The sequence below is a fragment of the Chryseobacterium sp. sg2396 genome, from assembly GCF_042610505.1.
Lineage (GTDB): Bacteria > Bacteroidota > Bacteroidia > Flavobacteriales > Weeksellaceae > Chryseobacterium.
In genome coordinates this window covers 118,874-133,345 of record NZ_JBHGAQ010000010.1, presented here as the reverse complement: position 1 = coordinate 133,345, position 14,472 = coordinate 118,874, and the positions used below count along the sequence as shown (strand labels likewise).

The 14,472-nt window shown below is 39.4% G+C and carries 14 protein-coding genes; 6 read left to right on the top strand and 8 right to left on the bottom strand.

Annotation, left to right across the window (positions count from 1 at the left end):
- Positions 1–2: 2 nt before the first annotated feature.
- The 8 genes from ACED20_RS12190 to ACED20_RS12155 form a co-directional block, all read right to left on the bottom strand.
- Positions 3–1,142, bottom strand: coding sequence for a serine hydrolase (locus ACED20_RS12190; protein ID WP_294224511.1), 1,140 nt, complete (start codon positions 1,140–1,142; stop codon positions 3–5).
- A gap of 68 nt (positions 1,143–1,210) precedes the next feature.
- The gene (locus ACED20_RS12185; RefSeq protein WP_294236432.1) at positions 1,211–1,921 is read right to left on the bottom strand and encodes a diphthine--ammonia ligase; all 711 of its coding nucleotides are present in this window, start codon (positions 1,919–1,921) and stop codon (positions 1,211–1,213) included.
- Between the two features lie 383 nt (positions 1,922–2,304).
- Positions 2,305–5,670, bottom strand: a complete 3,366-nt coding sequence (locus tag ACED20_RS12180) for a methylmalonyl-CoA mutase family protein (protein WP_294224517.1) — start codon at positions 5,668–5,670, stop codon at positions 2,305–2,307.
- Positions 5,671–5,970: 300 nt separating this feature from the next.
- A complete protein-coding gene (locus tag ACED20_RS12175) occupies positions 5,971–6,297 on the bottom strand; it encodes a helix-turn-helix domain-containing protein (protein ID WP_294313384.1) in 327 nt (108 codons plus the stop codon).
- A gap of 34 nt (positions 6,298–6,331) precedes the next feature.
- A complete protein-coding gene (locus ACED20_RS12170; RefSeq protein WP_294200520.1) occupies positions 6,332–6,766 on the bottom strand; it encodes a transposase in 435 nt (144 codons plus the stop codon).
- Between the two features lie 207 nt (positions 6,767–6,973).
- The gene (locus ACED20_RS12165; protein WP_294224520.1) at positions 6,974–7,879 is read right to left on the bottom strand and encodes a hypothetical protein; all 906 of its coding nucleotides are present in this window, start codon (positions 7,877–7,879) and stop codon (positions 6,974–6,976) included.
- A gap of 13 nt (positions 7,880–7,892) precedes the next feature.
- Positions 7,893–8,702 (bottom strand): hypothetical protein, encoded by an 810-nt coding sequence (locus tag ACED20_RS12160; RefSeq protein ID WP_294266025.1) that lies wholly within the window; start codon positions 8,700–8,702, stop codon positions 7,893–7,895.
- Positions 8,703–8,707: 5 nt separating this feature from the next.
- Positions 8,708–9,613: a hypothetical protein gene (locus ACED20_RS12155; protein ID WP_378104804.1), complete on the bottom strand. Its 906-nt coding sequence runs from the start codon at positions 9,611–9,613 to the stop codon at positions 8,708–8,710.
- A gap of 149 nt (positions 9,614–9,762) precedes the next feature.
- Between ACED20_RS12155 and ACED20_RS12150 the strand changes: the two genes are divergently transcribed.
- From ACED20_RS12150 to rpsB, 6 genes are all read left to right on the top strand, one after another.
- Positions 9,763–11,205 carry a tetratricopeptide repeat protein gene (locus ACED20_RS12150; protein ID WP_378104802.1) on the top strand — a complete coding sequence of 481 codons (1,443 nt, stop codon included), beginning with the start codon at positions 9,763–9,765 and terminating at the stop codon, positions 11,203–11,205.
- Positions 11,183–11,395: a helix-turn-helix domain-containing protein gene (locus tag ACED20_RS12145; RefSeq protein ID WP_378104799.1), complete on the top strand. Its 213-nt coding sequence runs from the start codon at positions 11,183–11,185 to the stop codon at positions 11,393–11,395. Before ACED20_RS12150 ends, ACED20_RS12145 begins: the two co-directional genes overlap by 23 nt.
- A 10-nt stretch (positions 11,396–11,405) precedes the next feature.
- Positions 11,406–11,738: a DUF2061 domain-containing protein gene (locus tag ACED20_RS12140; RefSeq protein WP_294200510.1), complete on the top strand. Its 333-nt coding sequence runs from the start codon at positions 11,406–11,408 to the stop codon at positions 11,736–11,738.
- A gap of 637 nt (positions 11,739–12,375) precedes the next feature.
- Complete coding sequence (rplM, locus tag ACED20_RS12135) at positions 12,376–12,831, top strand: 50S ribosomal protein L13 (protein WP_056075141.1); 456 nt, start codon at positions 12,376–12,378, stop codon at positions 12,829–12,831.
- Between the two features lie 7 nt (positions 12,832–12,838).
- On the top strand, positions 12,839–13,225 hold the full coding sequence (gene rpsI, locus ACED20_RS12130; protein WP_034678948.1) for a 30S ribosomal protein S9: 387 nt from the start codon (positions 12,839–12,841) through the stop codon (positions 13,223–13,225).
- 208 nt (positions 13,226–13,433) lie between these two features.
- Complete coding sequence (rpsB, locus tag ACED20_RS12125) at positions 13,434–14,195, top strand: 30S ribosomal protein S2 (RefSeq protein WP_294201057.1); 762 nt, start codon at positions 13,434–13,436, stop codon at positions 14,193–14,195.
- Positions 14,196–14,472 lie beyond the last annotated feature (277 nt).

Sequence of the window (14,472 nt, the reverse complement as noted above, 5' to 3'; positions counted from 1 at the left end):
TTTCATTTGTTTTCTTCTTCAGTATTCATTGAAGAAATGATATTTTCAAGATCGTCTGTAATTTTTTTAATTTCTGCATGAGGTCTGAAGGTAGATCCTTTGCCTTTTTCTTCATTGGCAATATTTGATAAAATGATCACTGAAGTTTTTGTTTTGGGATAAAAAATATTCAGAGATGGAGATCCTTTGATATAGCCGCTGTGGAAAAATGCCTCAGGTTTCCCGGTATTGGCCATGATCCCGTATCCATAACCCATTTTTCCAAAAATAGGATGATGCCTTTCAGCACTCCTTGTTTTGAATTTTCTGATGGCTTCAGGTTTCAGGATTTTTCCGCCGTACAGTGCATTGTTCCATTGATGGAGGTCTTCAACAGTTGAGAGAACGCCGCCTGCAGGAATCCCGATGGTTTTGCTGCTTAATCTTTCGGGCATATCTTGTACCTTTTCATACACTTTATCGTTACCCAGGTAAGCTCCGGCAAAATTTCTTTCCGTATTATTAAATGAAGTCCCAGTAAACGAAGAATTCATGCCTGCTTGTTTAAATAATGCAGCTATATTTTCGTCAAACGGCTTCCCTGTAACCTTTTCTACAACTTTTCCCAAAGCATTGAATCCGTCATTGGAATAGAGAAAATCCGTACCGCTTTTAAAACGGAGTTGCTCTCCCATCACATTCAGTCCTGACGTATGATTTAAAAGCTGGTGGAGGGTGATGTTTTCGTACGTTTTATTCTGAAACTCCGGCAGATATTCTGAAACTTTATCCTCTATCCTTAATTTTCCCTGTTCCATCTGTAGCAGGATAAGAACGGCTGTAAACTGTTTGCTCACGGATCCGATGGCAAAAATCGTTTGGTCATCGATTTTAACCTGATTTCTGAAGTCCGAAAATCCTTGATTTTTCCTGTACAATTCAACGGAATCTTTAAAGACCGCAACACTTCCGGTAAACTGATGCTTTTTAAAAACTGAATCGATCTGATTTTTAAGCAGGCTCTTCTCGAAAGCTGTAATCGTACTGTCAATAGCCTTTTTTTTATCAATTACTGTATTGGTTTCCGGCTTGGTTTGCTGACAGGAAATGAAGCAGAAAAGCAGACTGGTAACAGAAATGAAAAGAGAGGATTTTTTAAGCATTTATTGTTTTTCATTTTTAAGCAATATGCATGCCTTAAGGAAATCCATTTTCTGGCTTATGTACCTCGTTATTTTGCTTTCAGATCACAGAACCAGAAAACATATTCACCGTTTTCTTCATCACTGCCGGACTTGGGTTTCGGATAGGTTTTCTTTACGATTTCACCTACTTCAAAACCAATCGGATCTTTAAAAATAGGGCCGTCAAAAGTAAACGTATGAAACTCGCCATTTTCTCCGCAGGGATCTACATTTTCAGGTAAATCTTCAATAAATTGTTTGTCAATAACCCTTCCTGCGAAGCTTTTGTCCAGATAGGTTTCGTTGATGCAGGTGACAATGGTTTTAAAGCCGAGATCCATAAACTCTTCAATGAGGTTTTTCGTATCCTTCTTCCACAAAGGAAAGACGCCCTGTATGCCTGCTGCCGCCAACTGATCTTCCCTGTATTTCCTCAGATCTTCCAAGAAAATATCCCCGAAAACGGAATGCGTAACGCCCTGCTGTTTAAAATCATTCATGGTGCTTTCCATTATGTTACGGTATTCCTCCATCGATGGTTCTTTCGGGAGTTCTAGTTTTATAAGAGGGAAACCCAAACTTTCCGCCTGTTTTTCCAGCAACGAAACATGGACCCCGTGCATGGAAATCCTCTGAAACTCTTTATTGATGCTGGTGAGCAAAGAAGTAATTTCAAATTTTTCTTCCTGTAAAATTTTATATAAGGCAAGGGCAGAGTCTTTTCCGCTGCTCCAGTTGAAGACGGCTTTGGGTTTCATCTAAACAAATACGAACTTAATAAGTTGAAAATTTAAATGTTCAATAATGTTTTATTTATTATCCGGTTTTCCGAAATTATTAAATTCATTCGGTTCTATTTTTTTTCTTTCGGCTTCTAGCCTTTTTTGTAATTCCTCAGTATTCCTGTCCATGTCACTTTTGTGCGTGTCAGCCATCGGATATGAATTGCAGCTTTTTAAGGATGTTACAGCGAAAAGTATAAGCGTTAAGAAAGAGAAATTTTTCATTAATTTTTTTAGATTGAGTTAAATATATAGATAGTTCAAAAATACAAAAACCTCAAAGAAAATTCTCTGAGGTTTACTTTATAATTTTTAAAACAGTTAATTGTAAAAATTGCCGGTTCGGCTACAGACCGGACCTACATATTTCTTCTGTATTTACCGCCTACTTCAAACAAGGCATTGGTAATCTGCCCGAGAGAGCAGTATTTTACAGCATCCATCATGACCTCAAATAAGTTTTGCTGATTGATGGCAGCGTGTTGCAGCGTTTTCAGGGCTTCTTCGGATTTATCTTCATTCGATTTCTGGAAATTATGAAGCATCTCGATCTGGAACTGCTTTTCTTCCTCGGTCGAACGGATCACTTCTCCCGGACGAACCGTCGGCGAACCGTCTTTTCCTAAAAACGTATTCACCCCGATGATCGGATATTCGCCGGTGTGTTTTAACCATTCGTAATGCATCGATTCTTCCTGGATCTTGGAACGCTGATACATGGTTTCCATAGCACCCAAAACACCACCTCTTTCCGTAATCCTGTCGAATTCTGCATAAACCGCTTCTTCCACAAGATCCGTCAGCTCTTCGATAATGAATGAACCCTGAAGCGGATTTTCGTTTTTCGCCAACCCTAATTCTTTATTGATAATCAACTGAATGGCCATCGCTCTTCTTACGGATTGCTCGGTCGGAGTCGTAATCGCCTCGTCATAAGCATTGGTGTGAAGAGAATTACAGTTATCATAGATCGCATAAAGTGCCTGTAAGGTCGTTCTGATATCGTTAAAATCAATTTCCTGGGCGTGAAGCGAACGTCCGGAAGTCTGGATGTGGTATTTCAGCATCTGGCTTCTTTCGTCGGCGCCGTATTTCAGCTTCATGGCTTTGGCCCAGATTCTTCTGGCGACACGCCCGATCACCGAATATTCAGGATCGATTCCGTTCGAGAAGAAGAAAGAAAGGTTCGGTGCAAAATCATTAATGTCCATTCCTCTGGAAAGGTAATATTCCACATACGTGAAACCGTTTGCCAAGGTGAAGGCCAGCTGGGAAACCGGATTGGCACCAGCCTCTGCGATATGATATCCTGAAATGGAAACGGAGTAGAAGTTTCTTACTTTTTCCTTGATGAAATACTCCTGAACGTCACCCATCAATCTTAAGGCAAATTCCGTAGAGAAAATACAGGTATTCTGAGCCTGGTCTTCTTTTAAAATGTCAGCCTGAACAGTACCACGAACCGTTGCAATGGTCTTGGCTTTAATTTCAGCATAGACATCGGCCGGAATGATTTCATCACCGGTAATTCCTAATAATTTCAGCCCTAAACCGTTGTTTGAAGGAGGCAATTCGCCGTTGTATTTCGGTCTCGCCAAACCTTTATCGTCGAATTTTGCCTTTAAAACTTCCTCAACTTTAGATTCCAAGCCTTTTTCAACAATGTATTTTTCTACGTTCTGATCGATCGCTGCGTTCATAAAGAAAGCCAACAACATCGGCGCAGGTCCGTTGATGGTCATTGAAACGGAAGTCAATGCGTTCACCAGATCAAAACCGGAATATAATTTTTTCGCGTCATCCAAGGTCGCAATGGAAACTCCGGCATTTCCGATCTTACCGTAAATATCCGGTGGTAAAGCAGGATCCTGTCCGTACAGGGTTACCGAGTCGAAAGCGGTGGACAGACGTTTGGCCGGCATTTCCGCAGAAACATAGTGGAATCTTCTGTTGGTTCTCTCCGGGCCTCCTTCTCCGGCGAACATTCTCGTCGGGTCTTCTCCGGTTCTTTTAAATGGATAAATTCCGGCTGTATAAGGGAAGCTTCCCGGCAGGTTTTCCTGGCCTTTCCATTTGATCAGATCGCCCCAATCATTGTATTTCGGTAAAGCGATTTTCGGAATCCTTAAGTGGGATAAAGATTCCGTTGAGGTTTCCACTTTAATTTCCTTACCTCTTACAAAATAAGAATAAAATTCCGCTTTGAAAGCTCCTTTTGTATCATCCCAGGTTTTAAGAAAGTCAATGTTCTCCTGTTGCAGTTCTTTTTCAGCCTTCTGATATTCAGCATCCAGAGTTTCATTGGAAATGATTTTTTTAACGCCATCAATATGATACATTGTCCTTGCCAGTTCAGCCTGTTTCTCTACATTGGCATCATACTGTCTGTTGTTTTCAACAATTTCGGAAAGGTAGCGTACTCTTTTCGGAGGAATAATGGTTACTTCATCTGTAATTTCCTGTTCAACAAAACCTTGAAATTGTGGAGCATTGTCACCCTGAGCTTGTCGGAGGGTATCGTTTACTTTAGAAACCAATCTGTTGTACAATTCGGTTGTTCCGTGATCGTTGAACTGCGATGCTTTTGTGGCATAAACCGGCATTTCATCCAGCGGCTGTTCCCATAATAAGTGGTTTCTCTGGAACTGTTTTCTTACGGCCTGAAGCGCATCAAGAGCTCCTCTTTTGTCAGATTTATTTAAAGCCACCAAATCCGCATAATCCAGCATATCGATTTTCTCCAGCTGGGTGGACGCTCCGTATTCCGGGGTCATCACGTACATCGAAACATCGGCAAAATCAGAAACTTCAGATCCGGATTGCCCGATCCCTGAAGTCTCGAGGATAATCACATCCGGATGAGCCAGTTTCAGCACATTTAAGGCCGACTGAATGAATGGCGAAACAGAGACGTTATTTTCCCTTGTAGCCATCGAACGCATATAAACCCTAGGGTCGTTGATCGCGTTCATACGGATCCTGTCACCCAACAGTGCTCCTCCCGTTTTCTTTTTGGAAGGGTCGATGGAAATGATGGCAATTTTTTTATCGGTATTTGAACGTAAGAAACGTCTTACCAATTCATCTGTTAATGAAGATTTTCCGGCTCCTCCTGTTCCTGTGATCCCGATAATCGGAATGTGCAAATCTTTTGATTTTTCGTCAATAGCCTGTACCAGCTCGGGTTTTTCTTCCGAGAAGTTTTCAACCGCTGAAATGATTTTGGCGATGCTGGTCGGGTTTTCAAAGCTTATAGCATCCAGGTCCTGAGCGGTAACTTCTTTTCCTGTGGCAAAATCTGATTTCCGAACCAGGTCGTCGATCATTCCCTGCAGGCCAAGCTCACGTCCGTCGTCCGGAGAATAAATCCGGTCGATTCCGTAATTCATCAGATCTTGGATCTCTTCCGGCAGAATCACACCGCCGCCGCCGCCGAAAATTTTAATCTGCGGAGAGTTTTTCTCTCTTAAAAGATCGTAGATGTATTTGAAATATTCATTATGACCGCCCTGATAAGAGGTGAGGGCAATCGCATTAGCATCTTCCTGAATGGCGGTATTTACAACCTCTTCAGCGGATTTGTCATGTCCGAGGTGAATGACCTCGCATCCCGTTCCCTGGATCACGCGGCGCATGATGTTGATTGCCGCGTCGTGACCGTCGAACAACGATGCTGCCGTTACAATTCTTACTTTATTGTTTGGGGTATATTTTTGGGTTTCCATAAAAAATTTAGAAAATTTCTGAATTTTTCAAAGATAAAAAAATTGATCAGAGGACGTCACATAAATATAAATTTATTTGATCTGGCGGTAATAGTAAGCATATGCTTCCGGATATACCTTGTTTATTTATCTGTAAAACAATGCTTTTATTCCGGAGGATATTTATCCCAAGCTCAGTCGGTTGGTAAGGTGCTATCCTGTACTGCCCATATAAAAAGCAGGATTGGACTATATGGTTATTACTGAAATTTAGGTTAGTTCCATACAGCAATTAGGGTCACAATTTAGTAATTCTTTTACTCAGGAGGTTTCTACACCAGCATACAGTCTCTTCCATTTTGTAACGGTATTCCTGCTTAGATTATATTTTTTAGCAAGGTTTGTATTGGTGAGATTATTTATCTTCTGGTCAGCGAGAATTTGCAGGATTGCTATTTCATCATAGGATCTCAGTTTTTGGTTAAAAACCAATGTATCCTTATCGGGATTTCCGAAAATCAGATGATTTAGATTGATAATGTCAAGTGATGAGAGTGTTTTCTTTTTAAGTATTTTCTGACAAAACTTTATTTTTTCGGGATATTTTCTAATGATGATATCTTTGTATATTTCTTTGTAATTAGGCATTTTTCTTCAGTATTATAGTAATTGAAATTTATTTTTATCTATCTGCGCGATATTTACTCAGCCATTTGTACAAAGTGGTTGTGGGAATTTCGTATTTCCTGTTGATTTCCAAATTGGTTTTTTCACCACTCAGGATAAGATCAAGAATAAAATCAATGATTTCTTTGGTATAAATATTTTTACGGAAGTTCGGGAGCCTGCTTTCTGATGCTTTGTCTTTATTTCCACTGTTTTTCTGAGCGGGCGAAAACAGGATAAGATGCTGGCTGTATAATCTGAAAAAGTCATATTTCAGGAGTCTGCTCCATCTCATAAGCAGTTCGCAGTCTATACTTTTTTTATTGTACATTGTCCAAATCTCATCTTCACTGCATTTCAGGAATTTACAGATGCGCTGCATTGTTATTCCGGATTCTTCAACTTTGAGTTTTATGAGTTCTCCGATAGATATTTCTTTTAGATTAATCATATTGTGTTAATTTTTGAATAGTAAAGAGGGAGGAGAAAAGTCCTCCCTCTTAGGGTTTTTTAAAGGTATATAGAATTTGTGTTTTGGATAAACGGATTCTTTTTTTAAGAGTTAAAAATATCAGGTCTGTTCATTAATGTGATATTTCCGCCTTTGGCATAATTAAGGAAGACATGTATGTCCGGGACCTGTAGTTTGCATTACGTTTTACTGTTCAACGATTGTAAGAGTATTATATGAAGAGTCGTTCAGCAGGGTGACTCCGGTGCCGGGGTTCAAATCTACCCAGACCAGCGGGTAAAGTCTTTGTCCCGCAGTTAAATGTACCGAAACTGTACAGTTGCTGCCGATAAGCATAGACGTAACAGTTCCGCTTGGATTCCGGCTGTTTGCAGGAAAATTGTTGGCACATTTCAGCCGGTTGAGGATCGTGGTTGCATCGCTTCTTATTTCCCATATTGCTTCGATCTGGTTAGGGTCGTCGAAGGTTGCATTTTGAAATGCCTGAACCGGTGTATTGGTGGCAAAAGTAAAGGTGGCCAAGTAATTTCCGGTTCGCGGCGCAGTAAAATATCCTCCTGTAGGATTCGTTTCCCCGGCACCGTTCGTTCCGATGGTAAAGTTATTATTGGAATCGTAAATTTTATTCCATCCGAAATAATAAGATGTTCTGTGAGGGATATTGGGGGTGTCTGTCTTATTGGCAATCACTACGGATTTATTTAAATTTGTGGTGCTTTGTACATTCACCCATTCTAAGCCGTTGCTGTACTGCAAAAGAGTCCCGTTATACCGCAGGGCACCTTCTTTGGCTTCTGCGGCGGTAAGGGTGGTGTTGCCGATGCCGATGGCACTGTTGTTTCCTGCCGTGTTCCTTACATCAAGTTTTACTTTTGGCGAACTGTTTCCTATACCGGTATAGCCTTCCGTATTTGTTGAATTTGATATCATCACATCATCCACGACAGTCGTGGCATTAGGTACTGTATTCTGATTATTTTTTGAAGCATCGATATGAAAGATCCCAACGGGTGCGGAGGTATCAATACCCACCTGAGCGTAAGTGAGTTTAAACATAAGGACGACAGGAAGTACAAGATATTTTTTTTTCATTTTTTCAATTTTTTTAAATTCCGAAGATGGTTAATGTCGTTTTTGCGGGATCAGAAGAAATCGCTTTACTTCCGCCTGTAGCATTTTTGATCTGTACATTTACGATATCATTTTGCTTCAGATTAAAAATGGCACTGCAGGCACCGGAAGCGGGAATGTTGCTGTTGGAACTCCCGGGATAAGAAGAAATGCACTTAAATGTCGGTATATTATTATTAGTCCTGTTGCTGTTGATAATAGCTTCCACATAAGCGTTGGTTCCTAAAATTGCCGTTTGGAATTCAAAATTGAAAGTAACCAGATAACGTCCGTCTTTATTTGCTGAAAAATTACCTGTAGCGGGATCGAAGCTTTCTGTAAAATCTTTACTTTCAGCCCAGTTTGTGATCGTTGTAGTGGTGTTGTCATTAACAGACTGGCCGGAAGCTTTACTGGCCAGTACAAATGCATTGGGGATGGATACGGGTAATATATTCCATGTGGTTCCGTCTGAATATTCAATATTGTTTCCGTTATACCGGATAGCACCGGAGCCTGCGTTTGCGGCAGTTTGCGAAGTGTTTCCGAATGCAATGGCATTGTCGTCATCCTTTGAACGGACATCTACTCGCGTTACAGGATCTTTGGTTCCGATTCCCAGATATCCTTTTTCACTAATGACTACATCATCATAGTAATAAGCTGCATCAGATGACGGAACCTGGGGGTTGTTTTTTCGGGCATCTACATGTAAAGGTTTTTCAGGATTTTTAGTTCCTATGCCAACATTTTGTGCAGAAAAATTCAAGAATGTCAGAAATCCTATTAGTATAAAATATCTCATGGTAATTATTGTTCGGTTATCGTTAGGTGGTTAAAGCCCTGCTCTGTATTGGAAAGATCATTCAAAGCTCCTGACGGGGGAAGTCTCAGGCTGAGGTCTCCGTTGTAAGTGGTCTGGCGGATGGTCGCATAAATCTTTTCGTTGGTATTAAGGGATATTGCGCCTACACAGGATCCTCCTACCTGCGATTGCCGGGCGTAGGTAACGCTGGAATTATCACCATAAGAGGCCAAACTGCGGACGCATTTTTTTTCTATGGAGATTGCTCCAGAATCCGTGGTCTTTACAAAATCAACTTCAATCATTCCTCCTTTCAGTACCCAGTATTTCACCATGTCATAACTGAACGTCAGAAGATATATTCCGTTGCGGGGGGCGATAAATTCTCCGGATGAGGGATCGAATGCATTTTTATTATCGGAAAATTCTTCAAATTGGGTAACTTTCTTATCGATATTGTAGGGAAACTGGTATTGCGGCTGAAATGCGGCTGACCGTATTCTGGCGACAACATTTGTTTTTTCGATGTCAGGGGTTTTCAGCTGGAACCAGGCCGTTCCGTCAGAATATTGCAATACACCCCCGTTCACCGGTACATAGCGTAGGGTTCCGGCAGAAACCTGCGCTGCTGTCTGGGCTGTATTCCCTATTCCTAATGAATTGTTGCTTCCTGCAGAACGCAGATCCAATTTTACGCTGGGAATCAATGTTCCGACGCCTGTATTTCCAACCGAATCTATGAAAAAGTCATTGGCTGCCTGGGTGCTGTTGGGAGACCCTGTTGCGGGGTTGTCTTTATTTCCGTCTACATGGAATCTTCCCTGTGGATTACTGGTATTAATACCAACCTGTGAACAATAAAGCTGATAGGAAAGCAACATTATTGTAAAAGATAAATTAATTTTTTTCACTTTGTTTTCTTTTGATGCTCACAAAGTTATCATTCGTTTCAATTTTTGCATCATGATCATTTGTGACTTATTTGCAAATTGCAGAAATTTACAAAATAATAATTTGCACCTTACTTGTAGGTTGCGGAATTTTACAAATAAAAACAAAGATGAAAAAGTTAAAAAAATTAACAACATATGCTGTTAAGGGCATTGTATTTTTATCCTTTCTGATTTTCTATAATATCAAGGGGCAAACAAAAATTTATTTTGAGGATGAATATAACAGGCTGAAGCAATGTGTTCAGAGCGATATTCCTTCTGCGTTAAAACAAATCGACAGGCTGATCTTGGATGCCCGCAATTCCGGGGAGAAAAAATTCATCGTAAAAGGGCTGTATCTGAAAAGTTTTGCCTACCTGCTGAAAGGAGAACCGGACAGCTGTTTTGAAAATGCACAACAATCTCTTGATCTGGCGGAAGAAATTCATTACAAAGAAGGGCAGGCCCTTGCTTACCGGATGTTGGGTACTCAATATGCGAAAATGGAAACATTTGATCTTGCCATGCAAAATTTTGACCGGGGCCTTAACATTCTGGATAAAATGAATTCACAGGAATCCTACGAGGTGAAAGGGCTCATTCTCAATTCAAAACTCATTGCCCTGGGTGATGATAAAGAGGTAAACGTGATGAAGGAAAAATTAAATGTGTCACTACAGGTAACTCAGGCATTCCGACATATCAAAAATCCGGAACTGAGAGATAACCAGATGGTTTCCGCTTATACCAACGTTGGATATAATTACGCTGATCTGGGAAATACAGATTCGGCAAACCTGTATTTTAAACGGGCGCTCAGCCTCGTAAAGCCGGATAATTATTACCTTCAGGCGGCTGTAAATCATGATATCGGCTATCTTCATCTTAAAAACAGGAATTATCCCGAAGCCATAGCATATTTAAAAAAAGCGCTGAATATTTTACCTGATCATGAGGGTTTTGTAAATAAAAAAATTGAAGTTCTGAAAAATCTTTCTCAGGCTTATTCCGAAAGTGGAGACCAGTCGGATTTTATTATATATTCCGGGGAATTAAAAAAGCTTACGGACATTTCAAATAAAAAAAATCTTCACAGCATGGAAAAATTCCTGCAGGATAAAAATCTCACAATTCAACACCAGAATGCCGAAGTTTCTGTTTATTCAGGCATCCTTATTTTTTTATTGCTGGTAATGATTCTGCTTATCGTTTTTTATCTTTACAAATCAAAACAGAATAAAAGGCGATATGAGGAACTGAGGAGCAGGATCAATACCGTGATAGAAAGCGAAGACCGGCCTGAAAATGTACCAATGCCCGTAATCCAGGAAACAACAGTAAAGGATCCTGGGAAAGAGCAATCCGGGGGATCTTCTAAAAACATAGTTTCAGTTTCAGAGAAAACAACGGAGCTTTTACGTGCGGGACTGGATAATTTTGAAAACGGAACTGCATTTCTGGAAAAAAACTTTACTTCAACAAAACTTGCATCTCTGCTGGGAGTAAGCCCCAGGACACTTTCTGATTTTATTAAAACTGAAAAAAAATATGAATTTCAATTGGTATATTAATGATTTGCGTACCCGGCATTTTATACAGAAATTAGATACCGAAAGTGGGTTCCGTAAATTTAAACTTACTTATATTGCGGATTATTTGGGATATTCATCTTTAGGGGCATTCTCTAATTCATTTAAACAGATTACAGGAATCGGCCCGTCCTATTATATGAAGAACCGTAATAAAGAACTGGAATTTTAAAAAAAAATCTATGAAAAAAGCACTATTGTACTTCGTTCTCGGAACCGTTGTCAGCTTTATTATTAATTATTTATTTACAGAGCATCTGAGCATAGGGCTGGAAATTTATTATGCTGTGGCTTTTGGTTTTGCCTGGGGCGTTGCCTACTCTCTCGATACTCCGGACTTTACACTCCTTCAGAAGCTTGGATTATCTTTTGTGGCAATGGGACTGCTCGTTTTAGTGGGGTCTTTAATCTTCACGCTTGAGTTTGCCATTCCGTCTATTCTGAAATTCTCAACTGTATTCGTCGCATATTATCTTATAGCCAGCTTCCGGGCGAGTAAAACGCTGCGCAATTAATATATTGTTTAAAGCTTATAGAGATTAGTAAAAGAAACATACAGAAGAGCGCGAATAAATGTACAATACACAGGAAGATTCCATGCTTTCGGAAGAGAGTGTACAATGGTTTTCGTGAACGTGTCGATATCTGATCATTCCTGAGTCCTTGTTTCTGGAAACGAAATGTCTTCGATGAAATGAGTGAAAAGATAATGAAGCGGCTGTTTGAGTTCCGTATTTTCTGTCCGCAATGGAGGCCGAATCTTTATTCCAAAGTGTGTCCGCAGCTAAGACACGTCCTATCTTCTCTGATTTTCCCATGGCTCATGATATTAATAGAGGGTTCCGGCAAATTAATTATTTGAAGAAATTAAATAATCAAATCAGCATATTTTTAAGGATACATTTGAATTTAATTATGGATTTTTTTATAAACCTGTTATTAATTCGGATTTATTCATGGATTTGCTATGTGATTCGTCAATTCTTCTGCTTTGAGAGCAATGCCAGATTCTTCAATTATAATTTACAGGTTTATAAATGCCGAACAGAGAATCAGCAGATTAAAATAAATTATGTTTTTGCATTCCGGAAATAATTTGTACCTTTGCACACCCTTTTAGGGGAAATTATGTTTAATCTTTAACTAAAACGTGTGAATACATTAAGTTACAAAACTGTTTCAGCGAACAAAGCTACTGCTAATAAAGAATGGGTTGTGGTAGACGCTGAAGGACAGCCGTTAGGAAGACTAGCTTCTACGGTTGCAAAGATTTTGAGAGGTAAGCACAAAACGAATTACACACCTCACGTAGATTGTGGTGATAACGTAATCGTTTTGAACGCTGGGAAAGTTACGCTTTCCGGAAACAAGTGGAACGATAAGACTTACATCTGGCATACAGGTTATCCTGGTGGACAGAAGTCTATGACAGCTCTTGAACTTCAGAAAAAAGATTCTTTAAAAGTGTTGGAAAAATCCGTAAAAGGTATGCTTCCGAAAAACAGATTAGGATCTGCCTTGTTGAAGAACCTTTATTTATATGAAGGAACTGAGCACAAGCACGAAGCTCAACAGCCGAAAACAATTAATGTTAACGAATTTAAATAATTAAATTATGTCTATAGTTCACAAAATCGGAAGAAGAAAAACTTCTGTAGCCAGAGTTTATGTAAAGCCAGGAACTGGTAACATTACAGTAAACGGTAAAGACGCTGCAACTTATTTCTCTACAGACGTGATGGTTTACAAATTGAACCAGCCGTTTATCCTTTCTGAAACTGTTGGTCAGTACGACGTTACCGTAAATGTTTTCGGTGGTGGTAATACAGGTCAGGCAGAAGCTATCAGATTAGGTATTTCAAGAGCTTTATGCGAAATCAATGCTGAGTTCAGATTGGCTTTAAAACCTGCAGGTTTACTTACGAGAGACGCAAGAATGGTGGAAAGAAAGAAGCCAGGTCAGAAAAAAGCAAGAAAGAGATTCCAATTCTCAAAACGTTAAAAAAGCGTATGGCTATTGGCTTATGGCGGATAGCTTTAGAAAAATTTTTAAAAAATTATTTTTTAACCCAAAGCTGGAAAGCCAGTTGCCAAAAGCAATAAGCCAACAGCAACTTTGCCCGTTACGTTTAGCATCCAAACGCTTCTCCCATCTAAAGAAGTTGTTGATTGTTTAAAAGACGGAAAGTAAACTAACAAAAACAGAAAACATGGCAAAAGCAAATGTAAAAGACCTTTTAGAGGCTGGCGTACACTTCGGTCACATGACCAGAAAGTGGAATCCAAATATGGCTCCATACATTTTTATGGAGAAAAACGGTATTCACATTGTAGACTTACATAAAACAGCTGTTAAATTGGATGAAGCGTGCAGCGCTTTGGAAAAATTAACTTCTGCAGGTAAAAAAGTTCTTTTCGTAGCTACTAAAAAGCAGGCGAAAGAAGTAGTGGCAAAACACGCTGCTGAACTGAATATGCCTTATATTACAGAAAGATGGCCTGGAGGAATGTTAACGAACTTCGTTACCATCAGAAAGGCTGTAAAGAAAATGAACTCTATCGACAAAATGAAAAAAGACGGTACGTTCGAAACTTTATCTAAAAAAGAAAGATTACAGGTAGACAGACAAAGAGCTAACCTTGAGAAAAACTTAGGTTCTATCTCAGACATGGTTCGTCTTCCTTCTGCAATCTTCGTGGTGGATATCATGAGAGAACATATCGCTGTAACGGAAGCTAAGAAATTAGGAATTCCTGTTTTCGGTATTGTTGATACCAACTCTGACCCAAGAAAAGTAGACTTCGTAATCCCAGGAAACGATGATGCTTCAAAATCTATCGATATGATTCTTAGCGTAGTTTCTGAGTCTATCAAAGAAGGTCAGTCTCAGAGAAAAGCTGATAAAGAAAAATCTAAAGAAGAAGGAGAAGTAGTATCTGCTGATAAAGATGCTGATTTCGACGCTGAATAATTAAAGATTTTCTTTGAAATATTAAACCCGCTGAATTTAATTCAGCGGGTTTTGGTTTTCTATGAGATGAATTTTAATGTTATTTTAAGGATTCCGTAATCTTTCTGTGGTAGGTATATTGCTGAATTTTTTTAATTTCGCAGCGGTAAAATAAACAATACTTATTCTAAAGAAGGAAGAGGGAACTTACAGTAATTTCTCAATATCATGAAACGAATAAGACTGACAATATTTACGACATCATTAAGCCTGCAAAAATGATTGATTTGAATATGAA